Here is a 23,424-nt window from a genome sequence, read left to right as displayed (position 1 = left end):
GAGGGGTCAGCGGCGGTGGATGCTCACGTCGTCCGGGTTGATCAGGTCCGGCACGGTCCAGCCGTTCAGGTCGTACTCGGCCATGCACTGCTCCGCGAAGCCCTTCATGGCGTCGGCGGCGCCTGAGGCCTGAGCGGTGAAGAGCATCTCCGCGCGCACCTGCTCGTGGTTTCCGGAGTAGTTGCGTTCGTACAGCTCGTGCCGGCCGCCGAACTCGCTGCCGATGGAGTCCCAGATCAGCTTCATCAGCTTGACCCGCTCGACGGAGTCGTACCCGTTGGACCCGCGCACGTACTTGTCCAGGTAGGGGCGGATCTCCGGCACGGAGAAGTCCTTGGCGTTGGAGTTGAGGTAGATCAGCCCGCTGCCCAGGTCCTGCATGATGATCTCCTTGATCCGCGGGTAGCCCAGGGTCATGAACCAGCGGTAGGCCAGGCCGTAGTCGAGCTTCGGCAGGAGGGCGTCGTCCTTCCAGGAGTCCGGGTTGTTCGCCATGGCGTCGGTCAGGCCCCAGAACAGGTTGCGCCAGGCGATGACCTCGCCCACGCGGGTCTGGATGCCGCGGAAGTCCTTGGTGCCGGTGACCTCCACGCCCTTCATCAGCAGACCGGCGATGAAGTCGAGCTTGACGGCGAGGCGCGTGCAGCCGTGGAAGGTGAAGCGGTGCAGGAAGCCCGAGCCGGGGAAGAACGTGCTGGCCTTCTCGGCGTCGCCGTAGATGAAGACGTTCTCCCAGGGGATCTTCACCTTGTCGAGGATGAAGATGGTGTCGTTCTCGTCGAAGCGGCTGGACAGCGGGTAGTCGAAGGGGCTGCCCATGACGTCGGCGTTCATCGCGTAGGAGTGCCGGCTGATCAGCTTCATGCCGGGCGTGCCCATCGGGACGGTGCAGACCAGCGCGAACTCCTTCTTCTTGATCGGCAGGCCGTAGTGGGCGATGAAGTTGTAGTGGGTGATGGCCGAGCCGGTGGCCACCACCTTGGCGCCGCTGATGACCAGGCCGTCGTCGCGCTCCTCGTCGACGTGGACGAAGATGTCCTTGACCTCGTCGGGGTTGCGGTCGCGGTCGACCGGCGGGTTGATGATGGCGTGGTTCCAGTAGAGGACCTTCTCCTGGGACTCGGTGTACCAGCGCCGGGCGTTGTCGCCGAAGGGCTGGTAGAAGTCACTGTTGGCGCCGAGGGTGCCGAGGAAGGCCGCCTTGTAGTCGGGGCTGCGGCCCATCCAGCCGTAGGTCATCCGCGCCCACTCGGCGATCGCGTCGCGGTCGGCGACCAGGTCCTCGCGGCTGCGCGGCGTGCGGAAGAACGGGTGGGTGAGACCGTCGCTCCCGGTGTCGGTCGGCACGGTGAGCACCGACTGCTTGTCCGGGTCGTGCAGGGCATCGTACAGCCGCGCGGTCATGCGCACCGAGTTGCGGAAGGCGGGGTGCTCGGTGACGTCCTCGACCTTCTCGCCGTAGACCCACACCTCCCGTCCGTCGCGAATGGACTCGATGTACTCGTCGCCCGTCAGCGGGCGGGTCCTGCGGACGCCCTCCGCGGGCGAGGCGGCCGGAGAACCGGTGTCTTCCAGAGTCATGTCTGCCCCAACTGGTCTCGAAGGTGTGATCGGGAATTGATCGGAAATCACGAGGCGTGGCGCGCGGCGCGCTCCGCGTGCATCGCGGTGAAGGCCGACGCGCCGGTGAACCATCCGCTCTCGGGGCTGTCCAGGCAGGCGCCCCAGTGCACGCCCGCGTCGCGTCGGCCCAGGTGGCGGAAGGTTCCGGCGTGGAACAGCAGCGGTTCCAGATCGGTGATGTCGGCCTCGACCACCTCGCCGACGACGATCAGGTGGTCGCCGCCGTCGTAGGTGCGCCACGGGCGGCACGAGATCGTGGCGGCCGCTCCCGTGAGCACGGGGCCGAGCGGACCGTCGGACCACCGGGGTTCCGGTTCCACGGGCCGGCCGGCGAAGTGCCAGGCGGTGTCGGTCTGGTCGGCCGCCAGGATGTTGACCGCGAAGGGTGTGTCCTTCAGATACCGGCACGCCTTGGACTGGCGGGTGAGGGTCACCTGGCAGAGGGCCGGTTCCAGGGAGACGGCGGTGAACGCGTTGACCGTGGCGCCGTGGCGTCCGCCGTCGGAGGTGGCGCAGGTGACGACCGTGACACCGGTGGCGAAGCGGCCGAAGGCGTTCCTGAGGTGGCGCTGATTCATGCGGCCCGCCCCGGAGAGCCCGCGGACGCGGGGCGCTCGCTCTTCCCGCGCCCGGCGCCGCCGCCGGCCGTCCGGTCCCGGGCGCGCCCCGGTGGGGGCGTCCCGGCGCGCGTCGTGGGCGCCGTGTGGAGTCCGGCGGAACCCGCGCCGGCGGTCGTCGTGCCGGGCGTCCTTCCGGGATCCCTCGCCGGGCGGCTCGTACTCGTGGGTGACATTGCCCCGCTCCTGCCTGTCGGAGGTGTGGCACGCGGCCGACGCCGTGCCCGCCACAGCCCCGGTCCTCGTCCGTGGTGACAGAAGACTCGGCGCGGACACGGCCGCGGTCTCGGGTGGGACGACCCCCTTCGGTACCCCCTCCGTCCCTGCGGGTACCCCTCGCTTCGAACCTGCGATCGGATTGAGTCGCGGGCGATATGAGCCCTGCCCGCGGGACTCTGGATCAGGGCCCTGACCGGGGAAGACGCCTCCCTCTTCGTGCGCGTGTCCTTGGCACGGCGGGTCCTTCGGCATAGCGTCGGGGCAGCGGAACGGCCAAGGCGAGGACATCGAGGACCATGTACGACGACAGTGGACGCGGTTGTCTGGTCGGCTCCGGCGGCCTCACCAGTTTCGTGGGGCGCCGGCAGGAGATCGCCGACGTACGCAGGAACCTGTCGGCCTCCCGGCTGGTCACGCTGACCGGCCCCGGCGGCATCGGCAAGACGCGGCTCGCCCTGGTGGTCGCGGACCGGGTCCGCAGGGCGTTCCGGGACGGCACTCAGGTCGTCCAACTGGCCAGCCTCCACGACGTACGCGAGGTGGCCTCCGCGTTCACCTCGGCGCTCGCCGTCCTGGACCAGTCGAACCGCTCGGCGACCCAGCAACTGGTCGATCACCTGGGGACCCAGCAGGTGCTGCTGGTCGTGGACAACTGCGAGCACGTGCTGACGGCCACCGCCGAGCTGCTGGCCGAACTCCTCGAAGCGGCGCCGGGCCTGCGCGTCCTCGCCACCAGTCGCGAACCGCTCGGCATCGCGGGCGAGCTGGTCACGGTGATCCCGCCGCTGTCGGTGCCGGCGGCCGAGCAGTCGCACGACGCCGCGAGCGTCGACCACAGCGAGGCCGTCCAGCTGCTGGTCGACCGGGCGCGGAGCGTCGCCCCCGACTTCGCCGTCACCGATGCCAACCGCCCCGCCGTCCAGCAGCTGTGCGAACGGCTCGACGGGATGCCGCTCGCCATCGAACTCGCCGCCATCCGGCTGCGCACGTTGTCCGTGGGGCAGGTCGTCGAGCGTCTGGACCATCGCTTCGAACTGCTCACCGGCGGCAGCCGGGCGGCCCGCCCGCGGCAGCAGACGCTCCGCGCACTGATCGACTGGAGCCACGAACTGTGCTCCGACGACGAACGCCTGTTGTGGGCACGGCTGTCGGTCTTCCCGGGCGGATGCGATCTGAGGGCGGTCGAGGAGGTCTGCGGGTTCGGCGATCTCGCCCCCGAGCGCGTCGTCGACGTCCTCGACCGGCTCGTCGCCAAGTCGATCGTGATAGCCGAGCACACGGGTGAACTGGTCCGTTACCGGCAGCTGATGACCGTGCGCGAATACGGCGCCGAGCGGCTCGACGGACTCGGGGAGCCGCCGGTGCTGCGGCGCCGCATGCGCGACCACTATCTGTGCCGGGCCCGTTCCATGGTGGAGCGCTGGTGCGGGCCCGGGCAGCACGAGATGCTCGCCGCCATGCGGCGCGACCACACCAACCTGCTCGCGGCCCTGGAATGGTCCCTCACCACGCCCGGCGAACGTCCCGCGGGCGGTCGGCTCGCGTCCCTCCTGTGCTACCACTGGATCGCCGGCGGCTCGCTCAGCGAGGGAAGACGGTGGCTGGACCGCATCCTCGGCGTGCTGGACGGCGACACCCCCGAACGGGGATCGGTGCTGTGGGTCGCGGCCTGGGCGACCCTTCTGCAGGGCGACCGCGAGGCCGCCGACGTCCGTCTGACGGAACTGGAGCACGTGGCGACGGCGCTGGACGATGCCGAGCTGGCCGCGCACGCCGCGAACTGGCGGGCCCTCCACCACCTCTTCAGCGGCGACCTGCCCGCGGCGATCGGCCTGTACCACCGGGCCGTGCGGGGACACCGGGCGCTCGGCAACACGGGCGCGGTGCTCACCGCGCAGTTCCAACTGGCCATGGCGAGGAACTTCCAGGAGCCCGTGGGCGACGCTCTGGAGACCTGCCGGGAGGTGCTCGCCGTGAGCGCCCGGCACGGAGAGCGCTGGAACCACGCCTACGCCCTGTGGATCAGCGGTCTGCAGCACTGGCGCGCGGGCGACGTGCCCGCGGCCAAGCAGGCCGCGGTGGCGGCCCTGGAGATCCAGCGCGACTTCACGGACGGCGTCTGCACGGCCCTGGTGCTGGAGCTGATGTCCTGGATCGCCATGTCCGGCCGGCACGCGGACAACGCCGCCATGCTGGGGGCCGCCGCCCGGGCGGTGTGGCACCGGCTCGGCACCTCCGTCGACGCGTTCGGACCCCACATCACCGCCGACTCCCGGCGCATGGCCCGGCAGGTCGCCGAAACGCTGGGCACGGAACGGGTGGAGAGGGTCACCCAGCGCCTGGCCCGGCTGACCAAGGCCGAGGCGATCGAACTCGCGCTGGAGATCGCCGCGGCCGTCAAGCCCGCAACCGCGACGCGTGTCCTCCGCAGCTGCCCGCTCACGGACCGGGAACTGGAGGTGGCCCGCCTGATCGCCGAGGGGCTGAGCAATCGCGCCATCGCCGAGATCCTGGTGATCTCGCCCCGCACCGTGGACGGCCACGTCGAGCGCATCCTGGGCAAGCTCGGCTTCGCCTCCCGCACCCGAGTCGCCTCCTGGATCGTGTCCCTCGACGAATCGGGCGACGGGGCCCGCGCCTCCCGGGCCGCGACGTCCTGAACCCGCGGCGCCGCCCGCGACGGACGGAGACGCCGAAGTGGCCCGCAGGCCGGCGCGCCTGCGGGCCACTTCGGCATCCGCCGCCGATCGCGGGCGGGACCGTCAGTGACCGGCGGCCCGGTCGGACCGCGGCAGCCGGGTCCCGCCCCCGGCGAGGCAGGCGGACAGGTGGGCGGTCAGAGCGGCCCGCAACGCGCGGGGCTCCTCGACGGCCAGGTGCCCGCAGCCGATGACCTCCAGGGCGGCCCGCGGGATGCCCCCGGCGAGTTCCTCGGCGTGCTCCGAAGGAGTCGCCGTGTCGTGGGAGCCGCCGATCACGAGGGTGGGCGCGGTGATCCGGGCCAGGGCGGAACGCGCATCCCACGCGGCGAGGGCGTCGCAGCAGGCCGCGTACCCTGCCGGGTCGGCTTCGGCGAGGTTGCCGAGCAGCCTGCGGCCGAGAGGGGTGTTCGCGGTGGCCGCGGTGGCGAACCAGCGGTCCGGGACGTTCGGAAGAAGGGGGGCGGTGCCCTCTCGCCGGACGAGTTCCGCCCGCCGGCGCCAGGGATCGGCCGCCCCGAAGTGCGCGGAGGAGCAGACCGCGGCCAGGGAGGCGACCCGCTCGGGGTGAAAGGCCGCGAGGTGGGTCCCGATGGCTCCGCCGAGGGAGATGCCCGCGTAGTGGAAGCCGTCCCAGCCGTGGTGGTCCGCGAGGCCGAGGACCAGGGACGCCAGGTCCTCCACCGTGGTACGGCCGGGTGCGGGATCGCGCAGCAGCGCGGTGGGTGAGCCGCCGTGTCCGGGCAGGTCGAAACGCAGTACCCGGAAACGGCGGGTCAGGGAGGGCAGGTGGGGTTCCCAGACCGCCCGGGAGGTGCCCAGGGACGGGCCGAGGATCAGGGGCGGCGCGTCGGCCGCACCGGCCAGGTGGTGGTGCAGCAGGTGGGGCGTGGACACCGTGCCTCCTTGGGCGGGGTCAGCGTTCGAGGACGAGGGCCAGTCCCTGGCCCACGCCGATGCAGAGGGTGGCCACGCCGAGACCGCCGCCTCTGCGGGCGAGCTGGTGGGCGACGGTGCCGGCGAGGCGGGCGCCGGAGGCGCCCAGGGGGTGGCCGAGAGCGATGGCCCCGCCCTGGGGGTTGAGGACGGCGGGGTCGAGCTCGGGCCATTCGGCGAGGCAGCCGAGGACCTGCGCGGCGAACGCCTCGTTCAGTTCGAGCACGTCCAGATCGGCGAAGGACCGGCCGGCCCTGGCGAGTGCCCGGTTCACCGCCTCGACCGGGGCGAGGCCGAAGTACCGGGGGTCGAGGGCGGACACTCCGCCGGCCCGGATGCGGGCGAGCGGCTCCCGGCCGGTGGCCTTCAGGCCCTCCTCGTCGGTGAGGAGCACCGCGGCGGCGCCGTCGTTGAGCGGGGAGGCGTTGCCCGCGGTCACCGTCCCGTTCTCGGTGCGGAAGGACGGCTTCAGCTTCGCCATCGCCTCCAGGGAGGCGTCCGGACGGACGGACTCGTCGGCGGCGAGAGCGACCGCCCCGCCTCTGGGCCGCGGGAGGTCCACCGGCACGAGTTCGGCGTCGAAGCGCCCCTCGGCCTGGGCCCTGGCGGCCTTCCGATGGCTGTGCAGGGCGAATTCGTCCTGTCGCTCCCGGCTGATCCGGTGCTTCTCGGCGATGAGTTCCGCGGACTCGCCCAGCGGGATGGTCCACTCGGGGTTCATCCCCGGATTGACCATGCGCCAGCCGAGGGTGGTGGAGTACAGCTCGGCGTGACCGGCCGGGAACGGCCTGTCGCTCTTGGGCAGCACATACGGCGCGCGGGTCATCGACTCCACGCCGCCGGCCACGGCGACGGAGGCGTCGCCGACGGCGATGGCGCGGGCGGCCTGGACGACCGCTTCGAGGCCGGAGGCGCACAGCCGGTTGACCGTCACGCCGGGCACGCTGGTGGGCAGGCCGGCCAGCAGGGCGGCCATGCGGGCGACGTTGCGGTTCTCCTCGCCGGCGCCGTTGGCGTTGCCGAAGTAGATGTCGTCGATGCGGGACGGGTCCAACTCGGCTGTTCGGGCGAGGAGTTCGCGGATCGTGTGGGCGGCCAGGTCGTCCGGGCGCACGCCCGCGAGGGCGCCGTTGTAGCGGCCGATCGGGGTGCGCACCGCGTCGACGAGGTAGACGTCTCTCATGACGGAATTCCTTCGGGGATGCGGAGCCCGGCGGCTGTCCGCCCGGTGATCTGCGCGGTGGTGACGCCGGGGGCGGTTTCCACCAGGACCAGGCCGTCGTCGGCGACGTCGAGGACGCCCAGGTCGGTGATGATCCGGTCCACGCACGCCTTTCCGGTGAGCGGCAGCGTGCATTCCGGGACGATCTTCGCCGAGCCGTCCTTCGCGGTGTGGGTCATCACCGCGATCACCCGCCGGGCTCCGTGGACGAGGTCCATGGCACCGCCGATCCCGGTCACCAGCTTGCCCGGAACGGCCCAGTTGGCCAGGTCTCCCTTCGCGGAGACCTGCATGGCGCCCAGCACGGCGACGTCGATGTGCCCGCCGCGGATCATGCCGAAGGACAGGGCGGAGTCGAAGAAGGACGCGCCCGGCAGAACCGTGACCGTCTCCTTTCCGGCGTTGATCAGGTCCGGGTCGACCCGGTCCTCGGCAGGGTAGGGGCCGGTGCCCAGGATTCCGTTCTCCGATTCGAGGACGACCTCGATCCCCGGCGGCAGATGGTTGGGAATGAGGGTGGGCAGGCCGATGCCGAGGTTGACGTACTGCCCGTCCTCCAGCTCACGTGCCGCGCGGGCGGCCATTTCCTGACGCGTCCAGGCCATCAGTCGCTCACCGTCCGCTGCTCGATCCTCTTGTCCGCGGCCTGCTCCGGGGTGAGCGCCACCACCCGCCGCACGAAGATGCCCGGCAGGTGGACCGCGTCCGGCTCGATGTCACCGGGCTCCACCAGTTCCTCCACTTCGGCGATGGTGACCCGGCCGGCCATGGCGGCGAGCGGGTTGAAGTTGCGGGAGGACTTGTTGAACACGAGGTTGCCGTGCCGGTCGCCCCGGGCCGCGCGGACCAGGGCGTAGTCGGTGCGGATGCCGCGCTCCAGCACGTACTCCGTGCCGTCGAACTCGCGCACCTCCTTCGGGGGCGAGGCCAGCGCCACCCCGCCGGTGCCGTCGTAGCGCCAGGGCAGCCCGCCGTCGGCGACCTGGGTGCCGACCCCGGCCGGGGTGTAGAAGGCGGGGATCCCGCAGCCGCCGGCGCGCAGCCGCTCGGCGAGGGTGCCCTGCGGGATCAGTTCCACCTCCAGTTCCCCGGCCAGGTACTGGCGCGCGAACTCCTTGTTGGCGCCGATGTAGGAGCCCGTCACCCGGGCGATCCGCCCGGCCGCCAGCAGGACCGCGAGGCCGGAGTCCATCGCCCCGCAGTTGTTGGAGACCACGCTCAGACCGCTGACCGCCCGTTCGTACAGCGCCTGGATCAGTGCGTTCGGCACACCGCTGAGCCCGAACCCGCCGACGGCGAGGGACGCGCCGTCCGGCACATCGGCGACCGCTTCCGCGGCGGTGGCGACCACCTTGTCCATCACGCCACGACCTCGTCGGCGGCCAGGTCGGACGGGTGCTGGGCCAGGGGGGTGACCTCGATCGTCATGTAGGGGAAGAGGGGCAGGCCCCACAGGATGCGGTGCAGCGCCTCGTTGTCGGCGACGTCGAAGACGCTGATGTTGGCGTACTGCCCGACACAGCGCCAGATGTGCACCCACTCCCCCGACTTCTGCAGTTCCCGGCAGTACGCCTTCTCGCGGGCCACCAGGTCCCCGCGGACCCCGGGGTCGAGGTCACGCGGGATGTCGACGTCCATGCGCACGGCGAAGAGCACGGCCGATCACGCCTTGTCGAGAACGAAGTCGTAGGTGACCTCGCGGCCCGTGCCGCCGGCGACCGGGGTGGGATCGAGGATCAGCTCGGGCTTGACGGCGGAGGCGATGTCGTCGGCGACGTACTCGCCGCCCCGGAAGTAGAGCTGGGTGGTGATGAGCCGGTGCCCGGGCGCGGAGACCTTGAGGTGCAGGTGGGCCGGGCGCCAGGGGTGCCAGCCCGCCGCCCGGATGAGGCTGCCGCAGGCGCCGTCGGTGGGGATCTGGTACGGCGCGGGCTCGATCGTGTGGATCCTGAAGCGGCCCGTCTCGTCGGCGGTCACGGTTCCGCGCAGGTTCCACTCGGGCAGGTTCGGCGCGAACTGGGAGTAGTAGCCCTCGGCGTCCGCCTGCCAGATCTCCACCGTGGCGTCCGGCAGCGGCGTTCCGTCCACGCCGGTGACCTGGCCCTGGAAGAGCAGCGGGGCCCCGGCCTCGTCCTCCCGCATCGGCAGGGTCGCCTCGGCGGGCAGCGCGGGCGCGTCCGGCACGTAGTACGGGCCCTCGATGGTGCCCTTGGTCCCCTCGCGGCTCTCGTTGGCGACCTCCTCGACGACGTGTTCGACCCACACGTCGAGGAAGAGCGGCCACTCGCCGTCCTCGCCGACCCGGATGAGCCACGCCTTGAGGGCGTCGTACTCGGCGTAGGTCATCTTGTGGCGGCGGATGACGGCGTGGGCGGCGGTCAGCAGTTCGGTGACCAGGTCGTCGACGCGCTCGGTGTCGACGGCGGCCGCTTCCCGGCGCTGCTTGCTGCGGAACTGCTCGGTGGCGGCGGCTCCGGAGGCGGCGGCCGTGGCCTGCTCGGTGATGATGTCGGTCATGATCGTCCCGTCTTCTGAGAGTGGGTCAGCGGTCCTGGCGGTAGCGCGCCAGCTTGTCGGGGTCGATGTCGATGCCGAGTCCGGCGCCCTCGCGCACGCGCAGGGCGCCGTTCTCGATGGTCAGCGGCTCGGTGAGGAGGTCGTCCGTCATGTCGAGGAAGTTGGACAGTTCGCCGGCGTGGCGTGAGCTGGAGCGGTGGGCGGCGCCGAAGGCGGCCGAGCACACCGTGCCGATCTGGCCGTCGACCTGATTGCCCATCACCACCTCGACTCCCAGGCCCTCGCACTCGTGCAGGATGCGTTGGGAGGCGGTGAAGCCCGTGCGGGCGGTCTTGACGCTGATGGCGGTGGCCGAGCCGCCGAGGAGTTCGCGGGTCACCTCGCCGGTGCGGGTGGCGCTCTCGTCGGCGATGAACGGCACCGGGCTCCGCGCGACCAGCCAGCGGCGGCCCAGCACGTCGTCGGCGGGGCAGAGCTCCTCGGCGAAGGTCAGGCCGAGGTCGGCCATCTCGTGCAGGGCGCGGGCCGACTCGGACACCGTCCAGCCGCGGTTGCCGTCGACGTAGAGCTCGACGTCCGGGCCGAGCGCCTCGCGCAGGGCCCGGACGGCGGCGACGTCGTCGCGGTACGGACGGCGTCCAACCTTCACCTTGAACGTGGTGATGCCGTGGACCGACCGGATGCGTTCGGCCTCGGCGACCATCTCCCGGGCCGGTGCGAAGCCGACCATGTGGCTGACCCGCATGCGGTCGGTGTAGCCGCCGAGCAGTCCGGAGACCGGCAGGCCGGCGGCCCGGCCGAGGATGTCCCACAGCGCCATGTCGATGGCGGCCTTGGCGGCCGGGTTGCCGACGGTCCGGTCGAGGCGCTCGTGCACCGTCTCGCGTTCCAGGGCCGTCAGCCCGAGGATCTGCGGGGTGAAGATCTTCTCGATCACCGCGACGATCGACTCCTGCGTCTCGCCGTAGGTGTACGGCCGCGGCGGCGCCTCGGCGGTGCCGGTCAGTCCCTCGTCGGTGTGCACCCGGACCAGGACGTGGTCGGCGGTGTGCACCTCGCCGCTCGCGAACTTCAGCGGCTTCGCGTAGGGAATGGCGAAGGGGATTGCCTCCACCTGGACGATCTTCATGCCGGTCCTTCGAGAAACATGTCGTTCTGCTCCAGCACTTCGAGGAGGTTGCGCAGCAGAGGGGATTCGTCGTCCTCGCGCCAGGCCAGGGAGAGGGGGACGGACAGGGCGTCCTCGATGTCCTTGCACAGCACGCCCTCACGGGGCGCGGAGCGGATCGAGTCGGGCAGGACGGCGATGCCGAGCCCGGCGGCGACCAGCGCCAGTGCGGCGGAGGTCTCGGTGACCTCGTAGGCGCGGTTCGGATAGAACCCGGCGGCCAGGCAGCTGCGGACGACGGCGTCGTCGACGACGGAGCCGAGTGTGGCGCCGTACATGACGAAGTCCTCGTGCCGGAGCTGCTCGACCCGGACGGTGTCCGCCCTGGCCAGCCGGTGGCGTTCGGGAACCGCGACGACCAGGGTCTCGGCCGCCAAGGAGCGGTGGGCGATGCCCTCCTGGCGGACCGGCGGCCTGAGGACGCCGATGTCGAGGCGGCGCTCGATCAGCCCGGCCTCCTGAGCGGGCGTGAGCATCTCGGTGTGCACCTCCAGTATCACTTGAGGCATCTCGCGCTTCACCAGCCGCGCGAGAGCCGGAAGTTGTCGGTACGAAGCGGATCCGGTCAGACCGATCCGCAGCACCCCCTCCGCCCCCGAGGCGAAGCGCCCCACCCGCTCGACCGCCTCGTCGACGGCCTTGAGGATGCGCTCCGCATCGGTACGGAAGACCTCGCCGGCCCCTGTCAGGGAGACCTGCCGGGTCGTCCGGCGCAGCAGTTCCACTCCCAGCTCGTTCTCCAGGCGACGGATCGCCTGGGAGAGCGGAGGCTGGGCCATGTGCAGTTGTTCCGCGGCTTTGCCGAAATGACGTGTCTCGGCGACGGCCACGAAATACCGGAGGTGCCTGAGCTCCATCGGACAGCCCCTTTCCTGTTGCCGGGGCCCTCGAATACGCCTCAGCGTAGGAGCGGCCCCCATACGACACAAATACCTAGTTACAGGCTATTGAGACGCACCAGATATCAATGCCCCATGGGCTGGGCCCCGGGCCGGGAGCGGTCCTCGAAGGGCGGACGGCGGCGGTGGGAGCAGCTGATGGCTGTCAGCTACGGTGCGGGGTGGCGGAGTTGTTCGATGATCGCTGTGTAGCTGTTGCTGCCGCGTCCCTCGGCTACTGCTCGTTCCGCCAGCGTCGCGAGGAGCTCGGGCAGTTCGGTGTTGATGCCGGCGGCGTGGCTTTCGTGGAGAAGGTGTTTCATTCCGGTCAGGTTCGTGTTGACGGTGGAGTCGGTGGCGGGGTAGGCGCCGTCGTCGATCTGCTGCGCGTAGCCGGGCACCCAGTCGGCTACGGTTTCGATGCCCGTCCTGGCGAGGCGGGCGAATGCGGTTGCGGGGATTCCCGCTTTGCTGAGCAGGGCAGCGCCGTGCAGGAAGCCGTTGAGGGTGCTCCACACCAGACTCAGCGCGGCCGCGTCGAACAGGGACGGCAGGCCGTGGTCTGCGCCGACGTACACGGGGTCGCCGAGACTGCCGAGTGCCTGCCGGTGCCGGTCGAATGCGGTGGTCGGACCGCCGTAGAGGATGGCGGCGTGCGCAGTGCCGATGGCCGGGGGCACGGCCATGATCGCACCGTCGAGGTAGTCGGCACCCTGGTGCATCGCCCACTCGGCCGTTTCGCGGGCCGCTTGCGCGGTGCCCGAGGTCAGGTTGACCAGGGTGCGGCCGGCCAGGTCCCGGCTCACGGGTTCGAGGATGTCACGCACGTTGTCATAGTCGGAGACACAAATGACCACGAGCGGGCCGGCCGTGACGGCGTCGCGGGCGGTCCAGGCGAGCTGCGCGCCCTGCGCGGTGAGGGGGTCGGCCTTGGCGCGGGTGCGGTTCCACACGGTGGTGGGGTGGCCTTGGTCCAGGAAGGCCTGGGCGAGGGCCTGGCCCATCAGGCCCAGGCCGAGGACCGAGAGAGGGCTACGGCCGGTGCCGGTGTCGAGGTCGTGCATCTTGTGCTCGCTTCCGGTGAATGGGTGTGGGCGGAGGGGCGCATGGCGGTCAGCTCGTGGTGCTGGGCAGCCGCCAGGAGGTGCGCAGCTGGCGTACCAGGGCGGAGGCGGGGGTAAGGCGGACGAGGGTGTTGCGTACCCGGGTGCGTGTGGGGGTGCTCCAGTGGGCGATGCGTCCGATCTGGTGGGCGGCCTTGACGACGGCGTTGGCCCTGGGCTGGCGGAAGCGTTCGTAGCGGCGCAGGGCGTCGGGGATGGGGCCGTGCTCGGTGATCAGGTCGGTGAGGGCGAGCGCGTCCTCGATGGCCTGGCACGCGCCCTGGCCCAGGTTGGGGGTCATGGGGTGGGCGGCGTCGCCGAGCAGGGTGGTGCGGCCCCGGCCCCACAGCGTGACCGGCGGGCGGTCGCGGATGTCGTCGCGGCGGATGGCACTGAGAGGGGTGTCTTTGACGGCTTGGCGGACGTAATCGGGGAACTCGGCGGTGGCCCGGGTGAGCGCGGCACGGGTGTCGCTGTCCTTGCCGCCGGCGGGGCCGTTGGCGCACAGGAACCAGTACAGGCGGCCACCGTCGATGACGCATCCGCCGAAGCGGCGGCCCGCTCCCCATATCTCTCCGATCCAGTCGCTGGGCAGGGGGTTGGCGTCGGTGACGCCGCGCCAGCAGTAGTAGCCGCTGTAGCTGGGGGCCTGGGCGCCGAGCAGCGCGGTTCGGACCGTGGAGCGCAGGCCGTCCGCACCGACCAGCACGGAGCCGCGTACTTCCTGTCCGCCGGCGAGGGTGACGGTGGCCTGATCGGGGTCGACGGCAGTGACGGTCGAGGCGAGCCGCAGTTCGCTGGTGCCGAGCTGACTGACCAGTGCTTGGTGGATGGTGGCGCGGTGCAGGCCCAGGGTGGGGGCGCCGACCTCCGCCAGCAGGGCGCTGGCCTGGGCAGGGCTGGGCCGCAGCAGCACGCGGCCGCGAGCGTCATAGACGGCGGCCATGGAGAGCCGTGCGCCAGCGGCTTCGAAGGGCGCGGCCAGGCCTAGACGGCGCAGCGCGATCAGCGCGTTGGGCTGCACGGTCAGGCCGGCTCCGACAGGGGCGAGCCGTTCGGCCTGCTCCAGCACGATGGCGGGAATGCCGCGGCCGGCGAGTCCCGCCGCGAGGGTGAGTCCGCCGATGCCTGCTCCGGCGATGAGTACGGGGTCCATAGGGTGCTTTCCTTTTCGGGTTCCAGGTTCTGGAGGCGTCTTGCGGCAGATTCCGGCCCGTAGCCGGCGGTACGGAGGTCAGTCGGTGAAGGTACGCAACAGGCTCAGCAAGGTGGCACGGAGTTCGGCCGGGTCGAGGTCGAGTCCGTCCGGGCCGGCCAGACGCTCGAAGAGCAGACCGTCGATGGAGGCAATGAGTGCTTTCGCGCGCTGCTCCGGTTCGGGGACACCGGCCGCCGCGAGCAGGTCGACGACCGGACGTCGCACGTGCCAGGCCGCGGTCTTCAGTACCGCCCGCAGTTCGGGCCTGCGCGTGGCCTCCAGGGCGAGTTCATGGCGGGCGAGCGTGCGCACGCGCCCCTGGGTTCCCCAGTGCTCCAGGAAGACCACCGCTGCATCGGCGAGCTTCTCTGCCGAAGTAGCGCCCGTCGTCGGCAGCGCGGCGGCGTCCGCGATGTCCGCCTCGGCGAGCCGCTCCACGGCCGCCTGCAGCAGCGCCTGCCGAGTCCTGAAGTAGTAGGAGCAGCAACCTTCCGCCAGTCCCGCCCGCTGGTCGACGGCCCGGTGGGTCAGCCCCCTCATACCCTCCGCGGCCAGCGTCTCGATCGCCGCGTCGGCCAGCCGCTTCCGTCGTGTCGAGCTCTCCGCCACAGTCGTTTCCTCTTCACACGCTCAATTCCTCTACAGAAGTAGAGTACCAGTGTTACTACACCTGTAGAGGGCGGGATGGAGGGAAGGTCGGGTGCGGTGAAACCACCGGTCGGTTCGGGTTCCACCGCAAGCGCGGACCGAAGGTGGGCGTGGCCGGACCCGGCGCCGTGGAATCCAACGTCGCCGGCATATCCGGATGGGCGGTCTCGGGAACCATGGAACTCAGCGAGCAACTGCCGCGCCTTGGCACACGGATGATGCGGTACGCCCACGAAGCCGCGCGGAGCAGTACGCGGCGCGGGCGAAGCGATCGGGTGACTCCGCGCCCCGGCTTCGGAAGCCGAGCCTCGCGCGGCGGGGCGCCCGGAGGCTCCGCACCGACGAGGCCGGGGCTTGATCCCGACCTGCGGGGCCGGGCCCCTGCCGCGCCACACGGTCGGGGGAACCGGCCGGGGCGGTACGTTCGGCGCGGGCGCGGCGGAGTGCGGCGGCCTCGGCCGCTGCGGCCTGGGTCGCTGCGGCCTGGGTCGCTGCGGCCTGATGGCGGCGTTGGGCGCGGGCCTGCTCGACCGGGGCCGGCGCGTCGTCCGCGACGACGTCGGACCCGGGAAACGCACGGCGCGACAGCTCCCGCACCGCGGCGGTCTGCCGCTCCACCGCCTCCGCGATGTGCCCCCTGGCGGCCGAGCTGGCGGATCTCGCTGTCCTACTCGGTCGGCATGGTGATCAACGAGGCCATCCGCAGCCACGTCCTCAAGGTCCCGGCATCGGCCTGGGCCCCGGCCCGTCGAAACGGACGGCGAGATCCGCGAGGGGCCTGGGTCGCCGAGCTCGCCGGTGACGTCCTGAACGGCTGGCCGAAGGGAATGCAGCTGATCGTTCGGAAGGAACGACCGCCTCGCGGGGCGTGGGCGAGGCGGCGGCGGGCCTCGGCGAGCGGGGGCCGGCCGGGAGAGCAGCGTGCATCACGCAGCCGACGTCGACGACCCGGCCGGTTCTGTGCTCAGCGGATGTGCCGGGCCATGCCCGTCGCCCTGGTCATCAGCCACTCCAGTGGGCCGCGCTGCTGGAAGCGCGACCAGACGGTCGCGAACACCGTGGCGGCCGCGATGAAGCCGAGCAGGACGTACAGGGGCGATCCGGGCAGCTCCTCGATGCCCAGGAACCGGATGCCGATGAGGTGGAAGACATACGCGGTCAGCGACATGGAACCGACCGCGATGACCGGCCGGGCCAGGGACCGGAGCCGCGGGAGGGCGTCCGTCGCGGCCAGGCACGCGGCCACGACCATGATCGCCACGCCGGTGTTGCCCAGGATCGACAGGGTGGTCTCACTGTGCGGGGAGGCGGCCAGCAGCCAGGCGGGGGTGTCACCGGACGGATAACCCGCGCTGTCGGACCACCACGCGCTCGCCCCACCCGCGCCGATGGCGTCGGCGGTGCCGGGAACGACGTGCAGCGCCAGCCAGGAGCCCCCGTAGCCGACGATCATGAGGGCGGCGCCCGTGAGGGCCAGACGTGCCCGGACCGCGGAGGACGCCAGGTCCAGACGGGCCACGGCCATGCCGGCGATCACGAACGGGATCCAGGTCAGGGCCGGGTAGGAGCCGGTGAAGAGCAGCGAGACGATGCCGTCGGGCTCGCCGGGCGCGCGGTCGCCGCCGTCACCGATCACCTGCTGCACCACGTAGAGCACCTGGGGCAGCACGAGGGCCGTTCCCGCGGCGATCGCCGCCAGGGGGGCGGCGCCGAGCCGGTAGAGCGGCAGTACGAGCAGGAAGTACAGGCCGTAGAAGGCGAGGATCACATCGACCGGGATGCCGCTCATGGTCAGCGCGGTGCCCAGGACCAGAAGGATCACGGCCCGGATCACCACCTTGGCCACTGCCTGGCTTCCGGCGAGCCCCGTCCTGGGCGTCACGCGGCCGGTGATGAGGACGACCGCGAAGCCCGCCAGGAAGGCGAAGAGCGCGGAGGACCGGCCGTGGGCCAGCTCCATCAGGAAGCCGATCACACCGCCCCGGTCGGGGTCGGGCCCCACATGAGCCGCGTACATGCCGAATACCGCGAGTCCGCGGGCCAGGTCCAGCCCGATCAGCCGGCCCGTCGGCGCCTTTCCGCTGTCGCGCACGGGGGCCGGGGCGTCTGTCACAGGAGCTGCGATCTCTGAGTGCTGTGTCATGCCTTCCAGGTTTGGGAGTGGGCTGACCGCCGGGTGTCCGGCGGATTTACGGGCCGCCCCCGCCCTCGGGCGGAGGCAGATCTGCCGGGTGTCGGGAGCCGCCGCTCGCGGAGCCGCCCCGGTCGTCCGGGGGCGTCGGGCTCGGCGCAGCGGTGCATCAGGCGTGGACAGCCATCGGCGCGTGTACTTCGAATGTACAGCCGACCGCCAGAAACGCAGCGAGCCAGAACACATGTGATCCGGCTCTCGTCGGGGCCGGGCGGGACCCGGCCGCACGGGCGGCGGCCGGGCCCTCGTCCGAGCCGCTCCCGACCGCACGCACCACTCACCGTGCGACAGTCATCGTTCTCCCCTCTCGGCGCGCGGCCGGACGTCAGCCCGCCGCGGTGAGACAGCGCCGGGCCAGCAGGGCGGCGATCGCCCAGTCCTGCACGGCGACGCCGACTGTCTTGAACACGGTGCGCCCGGTCCGCCCGGGCGGCCCGGGCGGCCCGGCGGTGAGGGCGGCGCCGAGTTCGGTCAGGTCGTCCTCGCTGATCGCGCCGGTCCGCAGGGCGTGGATCACCTCGCCGGACTCCTTGAGGACCGCCGCGCGCTCGTCGACGACGACGGTGGCGTCGGCGAGCAGTTCGTCCGGCAGCTCGCGCATGGTTGGACGGAACGCACCGATCGCGTTGACGTGCGCGGTGTCGCTCAGCGCCTGGGGGCGGAACAGCGGCGCCGTCGCGGTGGTGGCGCAGCAGACGACGTCCGCTCCGCCGCAGGCGTTCTCCACGTCCGTGCCGACGACGATCTCCGTGCCCGGCAGCTCGGGCGCCAACACCTCGGCCAGGCGCTCCGCCCGGCCTCGATCGGTGTCGACGATCGTGACGTCGGACAGCGGGCGCGCGGTGTGCACGGCGCGGATCTGGTCGGCGGCCTGGCCGCCCGCCCCGATCATGGCGCAGGTCCGAGCGTCCGGCGGGGCCAGCAATTCGGTCGCCACACCGACGACCGCCCCGGTGCGGAGCCGGGTGACCTCGGCCGCGTCGGCGACCAGGTGCGCGGTACGGCCCAGCTCGCTCCACACGACGGTGCCGACGATCGCCGGCTCCCGGCCGTCGAAGTCCAGGCTGAGCGTCTTGATCATGGCCGACGCCGTGGGCCGGTGGTGGGCGGACATCACCAGGAAGGCTCCGTCGCGCAGCGATGTCCGGGCCGGCATCTCGAATGCGCCCCGGGTCAGGTCCACGAAACCGTCACGAACGGCCCGCATCGCGTCCGGCATCGACACGACCGAGCGGATCTCCCTCGGTCCGATCGTCACGACGTCCACGGCGTCCTCCTCCGCGCGCCGGCGGGACGCGCATTCGTCATGTGGCATTGCGTTATGGGGAGCGCTCTCGCGCGGTCCGGATCGAGGACCGGTCGGTTCCGGGAGTCCGATGCCCGGATGGTGCGGGTGCGGCCGGCGGGCTCGTCGAGCCTCGGGTCACGCGCCGCGGTCTGCCGGCGCCCGCGGTCGCGGGTGACCGCGGCGCCTGACCGTCACAGCACGCGCCGGCGTTGTGACCGCCTCTCAGCGAAGCGCGAACCCTGGCACCATGTCGTCGTCGGGGTCGACGACGAACCGGTGCTCGCCGGTCTGGTGGGCCCGGCCGGTGACCACCGGCAACACGGCCTCCCGGCCCGCCTCGTGCGTGGTCCCCGGCACCCTCGCGAGCCAGGTCGTCCCGGTGATCGAGCTGTGTGCGAGCACCTGGCCGGGCTTGAGCCGGCCGGTGGAATGGAGCGCGGCGACCCGCGAGCAGGTGCCCGAACCGCAGGGCGAACGGTCGACCTCGCCGTCGGCGAACACGGTGACATTGCGCTGCCTCAGGCTGCCGTCCAGGCCGGTCCCCCGGTCGTCGGTGTAGATGACGCCGTAGATGCCGCTCAGCCTGTCGTCGAGCGGGTGCTCGGCGAACGCGGTGGGGTTGAGGAAGCCCTTGATCTCACGGCTCAGCTCGATCAGCGCCGGGAGCGAGGCCACACTCGTGTCGAGGCCGACCGCCGCGGCCGGGACGTGGGCGTAGATCGCGCCGCCGAAGCCGATCCCGCACCGCACCTCCCCGCGCGAGGTCGGAACCGTCACCTCGTCGTGCAGGACGTAGCTGGCGACACTGACGAAGTCGACGCCGACGACCCGGTCGCCGTCGGTGTTCACGCGGGCGCGGACCCGCCCCGAGGGCACGTCGATCACCACCTCCGTGACCCCGCTGGGATCGATCGGCACCCGGCCGCTGCGCACCGCCCACGCGCCCAGAGCGATGGTGCCGTGACCGCAGGCGGTCGAGAAGCCGTCCTTGTGCCAGAAGAGCACACCGAAATGGGCCCCCGCGTCGTCGGGCGGAACGATGAACCCGCCGTACATGTCGGCATGGCCGCGGGGCTCCAAGCACAGCAGGGCGCGCAGCCCGTCGATCCCGGGATCGGAGATCGCGTTCGCGCGTTTGTCCGCCACGGTGTCGCCCGCGATCCGGGGCACGTCGGTGACGATCCGGAACGGCTCACCGCCGGCGTGATAGTCGACGGTGCGGATGTCGGTGTCGGTCAGGGTGGGGTCCGATCCTGATGCGGAAGAACGGGACGGGCCGTCAGGCCATGGGCGCAGAGGGGCGGTCGGCCGGCGCGGCGCACGTCTGCCTGATCGACCACGTGGACACCCCGCGCCTCCCGAACCGGCCTCACTGCGCGTGAGTGAAGCATGTGACATGGCACAGCGCAATGGCGCGTCCGCTGGCCGACGGGCCGGGCGGGCGCTCCGGGCGGCACCGACGCGCACGCGACGCGTACCTGGCGTGCGCTGTGCGGCGGGTGTCGCGGGCGTGGCGGTCGATTGCGCGGTGTGCGCCGTGCTGCGCTCAGCGGTGCGGTGACCGCCGGACGGACAGGACCGCCACGTCGTCGTGCCGGTCTCCCTCCCCCGGCGTACGCGCGCGCGTCGTCGTAGAGGGCGCGCGGCAGGTCGGTGGGTGAGAGATGTACGCGCTTGGTGAGGCGTTCGTCGAGGGGGTAGAACGTGCCGTCGGCGGCGCGTGCCTCGGTGAGCCCGTCCGTGGTCAGCAGCGGGGTCGCACCGGGTGGGAAGGCGAACCGGTCGACGGTCGCGGGTCCGGCGGCGAGTTCGGCGAGACCGAGAGGGACGCCGGATGTCAGGGGCGGTGCGGTGACGGTGGCTTCGTGCGTCAACTGCGGTGGAATGTGCCCGCAGTTGATTTCGAGACACCGATGCTGTGGTCCGTGGGATTCATGGTCACCTTCGTCTTCGGAGGGCTGACCGGTGTGCTCCTGGCGTCACCGCCGCTGGACTCGCACGTCCACGACTCGTACTTCGTGGTCGCGCACTTCCACTACGTGGTCTTCGGCACGGTGGTCTTCGCCATGTTCGCCGGATTCCATTTCTGGTGGCCGAAGTTCACCGGAAAGATGCTCGACGAGCGCCTCGGGAAGATCACGTTCTGGACCCTGTTCACCGGATTCCACGGCACGTTCCTCGTACAGCACTGGCTGGGCGCCGAAGGAATGCCCCGCCGCTACGCGGACTACCTGGCCGCCGACGGCTTCACCCTGCTGAACACTGTCTCCACCATCAGCTCGTTCCTCCTGGGCCTGTCCATGCTGCCCTTCCTCTACAACATCTGGAAGACCGCCAAATACGGGCGGCGGGTCGAGGTCGATGATCCGTGGGGATACGGCCGTTCCCTGGAGTGGGCGACCTCCTGCCCGCCGCCGCGCCACAACTTCACCCGGATTCCGCCCATCCACAGCGAATCCCCGGCCTTCGACCTGCACCACCCGCACATCGCGGACCGGGTCTGACATCCGCCTCCCGAGGAGGGCACATCACCATGCACCCCCTTGACGAAGAAGCGTCCTCGGGGATTCGGAGGCTCGAAGGCCATCTGCTGGTCGAGGCCGAACGCAGCCGGGCCCTGGCCGACGCGGAGGCCTTCCTGGGCGGCCTCGGCCCACTCACCGCGACCCAGCACCGGGAACTGCGCCGGGCCTATCTGGAGGAACGCGACCGGCTCACCCGCCGCACACTGGAGCGCGTCATCGCGCGCGCGGAGGAACTGCGCGCGGAGTACGAGGACCGTTACCGCAGGCTGCGGCTTCTCGTCTGGGGCGCCGCGGGGGCGACCACCGCCACGGCGAGCGGAATCCTCGCCCTGATCCACCAGTGACAACACTCCGGTTCCCGTCGGCCCGGTTCCCGCGCCGGACGACGGGCCGGGGCGGTCGCCGGACCCCACCGACCGCCCCGGCCCGTTCGCCACTGCGGACGGTCCCTCGGCCGGCGGCCACGGCCGGTTCCTCCTCGGCCGCGGCCCTCGATGGCCCGGCGCAGTTCCCGCAGGGCGGCACCGCCGACTTGACGGAGAGATGATTAGCCCCCATATTACTTCTCATGAGTCATGAGGACGCGAACCCCGGCGCCGCACCCACGCTCGATCAGGCACGGAAGCAGATCGCACGGTACGGACTCGGCGCCGACCCGCAGGCGGTCCTTGTCGCGGTGCGCCTCATGGCGGCCGGGGCCCGTCTGGACCGGGCGTCCGAAGTGCACTTCTCGCGCTCCGGACTGTCGACCGGACGCTATCGCCTGCTGGTGGACCTCGAGGACAGCGGCGGCGAGAAATCGCCGTCGCAGCTCGCGAAGAGCCTCGATGTCTCGCGCGCCACGGTGACCGGCCTGGTCGGCGGGCTCGAACGGGAGGGCCTGGTGGCTCGCCGCGCCTCGACGGAGGACGGGCGGGGCACCGTGATCGTCCTCACCGCGCGCGGCGCCCAGCGGCTGCGCGACATGGCCGCGGATCACTTCGCACGACTTGAGGCACTGGTCGACGGCCTGTCCGTCGAAGAGCGCGGATCGTTCCTGGACCTCCTGGAGAGGATCACCCGGCGGATCGGCGCGCTGACCGCCGAATAGCGCCACCACACTCCGCGAGGAGCGGCCGCCCCGGCCGGGCGGCACCGCCCCACGCCCCAATAGTTAGCTTCCTAATTATTTTTCAGGAGTCCCCATGAGTCCCCCGCGCAGAACCGCCCCGCACAGCCCCGCCCCACACGGCTCCGCCACGCGCCCGTTCACCCTCTGGAAGGAAGTCGCGACCGCCTACCTGGCTCCCGCGCTCACCGCCGGGCTCGGCGGGGTCCTCAGCGGCCGGTCCGAACTGACCGCGGCCGCCTTCACCTCCATCGGGCTCACATCGGCTCTGGTGGCCTGCGCCGTCGGCGCGTGGCTGCACCGCCGCGGCCGGCCCCGCCGCTGGACGACCTCGGCGCCGCGGCCGGCACTCGCCCTCGTGCTCACCGTCGCGGCGGCCGGAATCGCCGGCGCGGCCGGATGGTTCGCGTCCGACTGGCTTCCGTCGCACGCACCAGTGCCGGATGCCGAACGGCTGGAGCGGCTACGGATCGACCTGCCGTTGTCGGCCGCCCTGGCCACCGCCATCGTCACGTGGCGGTGGCACGGCACGGCATCCCGGCGGCGGGGATGACCCGGCCCTCCCCATCCGTTTCCCGAGACCCCTCATCTGCGAAAGGCACACTGTGATCACCATCGTGGGCGCAAGCGGCGCCACCGGCGGCGCGCTGCTCCGGCGGCTGACCGAACTCGACGTCCCCTGCCGCGCCGTCAGCCGCTCCCCCGGCGAACAGGGCGTCGCCACCGGTGCGAGAACGCCGGTCGAGACCGTCGGCGCGGACGCCGCGGACCCCCGCACGCTCCGCGCCGCGTTCGCGGGATCCACGCAACTGTTCCTCGCCATGGCCAACAGCCCCCGCCAGGTCGAGCTGGAGAACAACGTGATAGACGCCGCGGCCGTGTGCGGAGTGCGGCACGTGGTCAAGCTCTCCGCCCCCGCGGCCGAGCCCGCCTCGCCGGTGGCCGTCTCCCGCGGCCACTGGCGGGTCGAGGAACACCTCGCGGCAACCGGCATGACGGCTACGCTGCTGCGACCGTACGCGTTCATGCAGAAGCTGCTCCTGAACGCCCCGGCGATCGCCCGGGGCGTGCTCATCGGGGCGATGCGCGAGGCGCCCTGCAACTACATAGACGTCCGGGACATCGCCGACGTCGCCGCCGAGACCCTCCTGCGCCCCGAACTCGCCGGCGCCACGTACACCCTGACCGGTCCGCAGGCCTTCAGCCACCCCGAACTCGCCCGGCTGCTCGGGGAACTGACCGGCCGCCCCGTCCGCCACATCGACCTGTCGCCGAGCGATTTCCGGAACCACCTCCTGTCGACCGCACACATGCCGTCCTGGCTCGCCGACCACGTGGTGGAGATCCAGCAACTGGCCGTGGCACGCCCGGAGTTCCCCGACGACACCATCGAGACGGTCCTCGGCCGCCCCGCCAGGACGCTCCGCGCCTTCCTCCACGAACATCTCGGCGCGTTCGCCCCGACCACCTGACCGGCAGCTCGG

Annotated in this window: 22 protein-coding genes and 2 pseudogenes; 7 read left to right on the top strand and 17 right to left on the bottom strand. The window is 71.7% G+C overall.

Translation table 11 applies throughout. From position 1 onward, the window contains the following. Positions 1–6 precede the first annotated feature (6 nt). Both WA762_RS26390 and WA762_RS26385 read right to left on the bottom strand, forming a co-directional pair. Positions 7–1,581, bottom strand: a complete 1,575-nt coding sequence (locus tag WA762_RS26390) for a 4-hydroxyphenylacetate 3-hydroxylase family protein (protein ID WP_335938903.1) — start codon at positions 1,579–1,581, stop codon at positions 7–9. Positions 1,582–1,628: 47 nt separating this feature from the next. After that, positions 1,629–2,201, bottom strand: a complete 573-nt coding sequence (locus tag WA762_RS26385; RefSeq protein ID WP_335938902.1) for a flavin reductase family protein — start codon at positions 2,199–2,201, stop codon at positions 1,629–1,631. A 554-nt stretch (positions 2,202–2,755) separates the two neighbouring features. Here WA762_RS26385 and WA762_RS26380 point away from each other — a divergent pair. After that, positions 2,756–5,119 carry an ATP-binding protein gene (locus tag WA762_RS26380; RefSeq protein WP_335938901.1) on the top strand — a complete coding sequence of 788 codons (2,364 nt, stop codon included), beginning with the start codon at positions 2,756–2,758 and terminating at the stop codon, positions 5,117–5,119. A gap of 102 nt (positions 5,120–5,221) precedes the next feature. Here WA762_RS26380 and WA762_RS26375 read toward each other — a convergent pair whose 3' ends face one another. The 11 genes from WA762_RS26375 to WA762_RS26325 all read right to left on the bottom strand — a co-directional run bounded on the left by WA762_RS26375 (position 5,222) and on the right by WA762_RS26325 (position 14,789). After that, the gene (locus tag WA762_RS26375; RefSeq protein ID WP_335938900.1) at positions 5,222–6,055 is read right to left on the bottom strand and encodes an alpha/beta fold hydrolase; all 834 of its coding nucleotides are present in this window, start codon (positions 6,053–6,055) and stop codon (positions 5,222–5,224) included. Positions 6,056–6,074: 19 nt separating this feature from the next. Continuing rightward, positions 6,075–7,277 (bottom strand): thiolase family protein, encoded by a 1,203-nt coding sequence (locus WA762_RS26370; RefSeq protein ID WP_335938899.1) that lies wholly within the window; start codon positions 7,275–7,277, stop codon positions 6,075–6,077. After that, positions 7,274–7,921, bottom strand: coding sequence for a CoA transferase subunit B (locus WA762_RS26365; protein WP_335938898.1), 648 nt, complete (start codon positions 7,919–7,921; stop codon positions 7,274–7,276). Before WA762_RS26365 ends, WA762_RS26370 begins: the two co-directional genes overlap by 4 nt. Beyond that, positions 7,921–8,676: a CoA transferase subunit A gene (locus WA762_RS26360; RefSeq protein ID WP_335938897.1), complete on the bottom strand. Its 756-nt coding sequence runs from the start codon at positions 8,674–8,676 to the stop codon at positions 7,921–7,923. Before WA762_RS26360 ends, WA762_RS26365 begins: the two co-directional genes overlap by 1 nt. Continuing rightward, positions 8,676–8,972, bottom strand: a complete 297-nt coding sequence (gene catC / locus WA762_RS26355; RefSeq protein WP_335938896.1) for a muconolactone Delta-isomerase — start codon at positions 8,970–8,972, stop codon at positions 8,676–8,678. Before catC ends, WA762_RS26360 begins: the two co-directional genes overlap by 1 nt. Positions 8,973–8,978: 6 nt before the next feature. Then, complete coding sequence (catA, locus tag WA762_RS26350) at positions 8,979–9,833, bottom strand: catechol 1,2-dioxygenase (protein ID WP_335938895.1); 855 nt, start codon at positions 9,831–9,833, stop codon at positions 8,979–8,981. A 25-nt stretch (positions 9,834–9,858) separates the two neighbouring features. Further along, positions 9,859–10,962: a mandelate racemase/muconate lactonizing enzyme family protein gene (locus tag WA762_RS26345; RefSeq protein WP_335938894.1), complete on the bottom strand. Its 1,104-nt coding sequence runs from the start codon at positions 10,960–10,962 to the stop codon at positions 9,859–9,861. Beyond that, positions 10,959–11,858 (bottom strand): LysR substrate-binding domain-containing protein, encoded by a 900-nt coding sequence (locus WA762_RS26340; RefSeq protein ID WP_335938893.1) that lies wholly within the window; start codon positions 11,856–11,858, stop codon positions 10,959–10,961. Before WA762_RS26340 ends, WA762_RS26345 begins: the two co-directional genes overlap by 4 nt. 191 nt (positions 11,859–12,049) lie before the next feature. Beyond that, positions 12,050–12,943, bottom strand: coding sequence for an NAD(P)-dependent oxidoreductase (locus tag WA762_RS26335; RefSeq protein ID WP_335938891.1), 894 nt, complete (start codon positions 12,941–12,943; stop codon positions 12,050–12,052). Positions 12,944–12,992: 49 nt separating this feature from the next. Continuing rightward, a complete protein-coding gene (locus WA762_RS26330) occupies positions 12,993–14,138 on the bottom strand; it encodes an FAD-dependent monooxygenase (protein ID WP_335938889.1) in 1,146 nt (381 codons plus the stop codon). A 78-nt stretch (positions 14,139–14,216) separates the two neighbouring features. Further along, positions 14,217–14,789 carry a TetR/AcrR family transcriptional regulator gene (locus WA762_RS26325; RefSeq protein WP_335938888.1) on the bottom strand — a complete coding sequence of 191 codons (573 nt, stop codon included), beginning with the start codon at positions 14,787–14,789 and terminating at the stop codon, positions 14,217–14,219. A gap of 701 nt (positions 14,790–15,490) precedes the next feature. Here WA762_RS26325 and WA762_RS35780 point away from each other — a divergent pair. Further along, positions 15,491–15,706: pseudogene (locus WA762_RS35780) on the top strand (IS1380 family transposase); the annotation flags it as partial. 86 nt (positions 15,707–15,792) lie between these two features. Here WA762_RS35780 and WA762_RS26315 read toward each other — a convergent pair. The 4 genes from WA762_RS26315 to WA762_RS26300 all read right to left on the bottom strand — a co-directional run bounded on the left by WA762_RS26315 (position 15,793) and on the right by WA762_RS26300 (position 20,181). Further along, positions 15,793–16,971, bottom strand: coding sequence for a DUF418 domain-containing protein (locus WA762_RS26315; RefSeq protein WP_335938887.1), 1,179 nt, complete (start codon positions 16,969–16,971; stop codon positions 15,793–15,795). A gap of 373 nt (positions 16,972–17,344) precedes the next feature. Further along, complete coding sequence (locus WA762_RS26310) at positions 17,345–18,286, bottom strand: ornithine cyclodeaminase family protein (RefSeq protein WP_335938885.1); 942 nt, start codon at positions 18,284–18,286, stop codon at positions 17,345–17,347. 243 nt (positions 18,287–18,529) lie between these two features. Continuing rightward, positions 18,530–19,546 (bottom strand): proline racemase family protein, encoded by a 1,017-nt coding sequence (locus tag WA762_RS26305; protein WP_335938957.1) that lies wholly within the window; start codon positions 19,544–19,546, stop codon positions 18,530–18,532. Beyond that, positions 19,543–20,181, bottom strand: a complete 639-nt coding sequence (locus tag WA762_RS26300; RefSeq protein WP_335938884.1) for a SpoIIE family protein phosphatase — start codon at positions 20,179–20,181, stop codon at positions 19,543–19,545. The genes WA762_RS26305 and WA762_RS26300 overlap by 4 nt, the downstream gene beginning before the upstream one ends. Before the next feature lie 18 nt (positions 20,182–20,199). On the opposite strand from WA762_RS26300, the pseudogene WA762_RS26295 reads away from it, so the two are divergent. From WA762_RS26295 to WA762_RS26275, 5 genes and pseudogenes are all read left to right on the top strand, one after another. Further along, positions 20,200–20,799, top strand: a pseudogene (locus WA762_RS26295) (cytochrome c oxidase subunit I); the annotation flags it as partial. A gap of 41 nt (positions 20,800–20,840) precedes the next feature. Next, the gene (locus tag WA762_RS26290; RefSeq protein WP_335938882.1) at positions 20,841–21,176 is read left to right on the top strand and encodes a hypothetical protein; all 336 of its coding nucleotides are present in this window, start codon (positions 20,841–20,843) and stop codon (positions 21,174–21,176) included. A gap of 224 nt (positions 21,177–21,400) precedes the next feature. Further along, positions 21,401–21,922 (top strand): MarR family winged helix-turn-helix transcriptional regulator, encoded by a 522-nt coding sequence (locus tag WA762_RS26285; RefSeq protein ID WP_335938881.1) that lies wholly within the window; start codon positions 21,401–21,403, stop codon positions 21,920–21,922. A gap of 94 nt (positions 21,923–22,016) precedes the next feature. Further along, positions 22,017–22,493, top strand: coding sequence for a hypothetical protein (locus WA762_RS26280; RefSeq protein WP_335938880.1), 477 nt, complete (start codon positions 22,017–22,019; stop codon positions 22,491–22,493). Between the two features lie 52 nt (positions 22,494–22,545). Then, entirely contained in the window at positions 22,546–23,412 is an 867-nt protein-coding gene (locus tag WA762_RS26275; RefSeq protein ID WP_335938879.1) for an NmrA family NAD(P)-binding protein, read from the top strand. Positions 23,413–23,424: the final 12 nt, after the last annotated feature.

The sequence above is a fragment of the Streptomyces tyrfis genome (genome assembly GCF_037034285.1).
Classification (GTDB): Bacteria; Actinomycetota; Actinomycetes; order Streptomycetales; family Streptomycetaceae; genus Streptomyces.
This window is presented reverse-complemented; position numbering and strand designations above follow the sequence as displayed.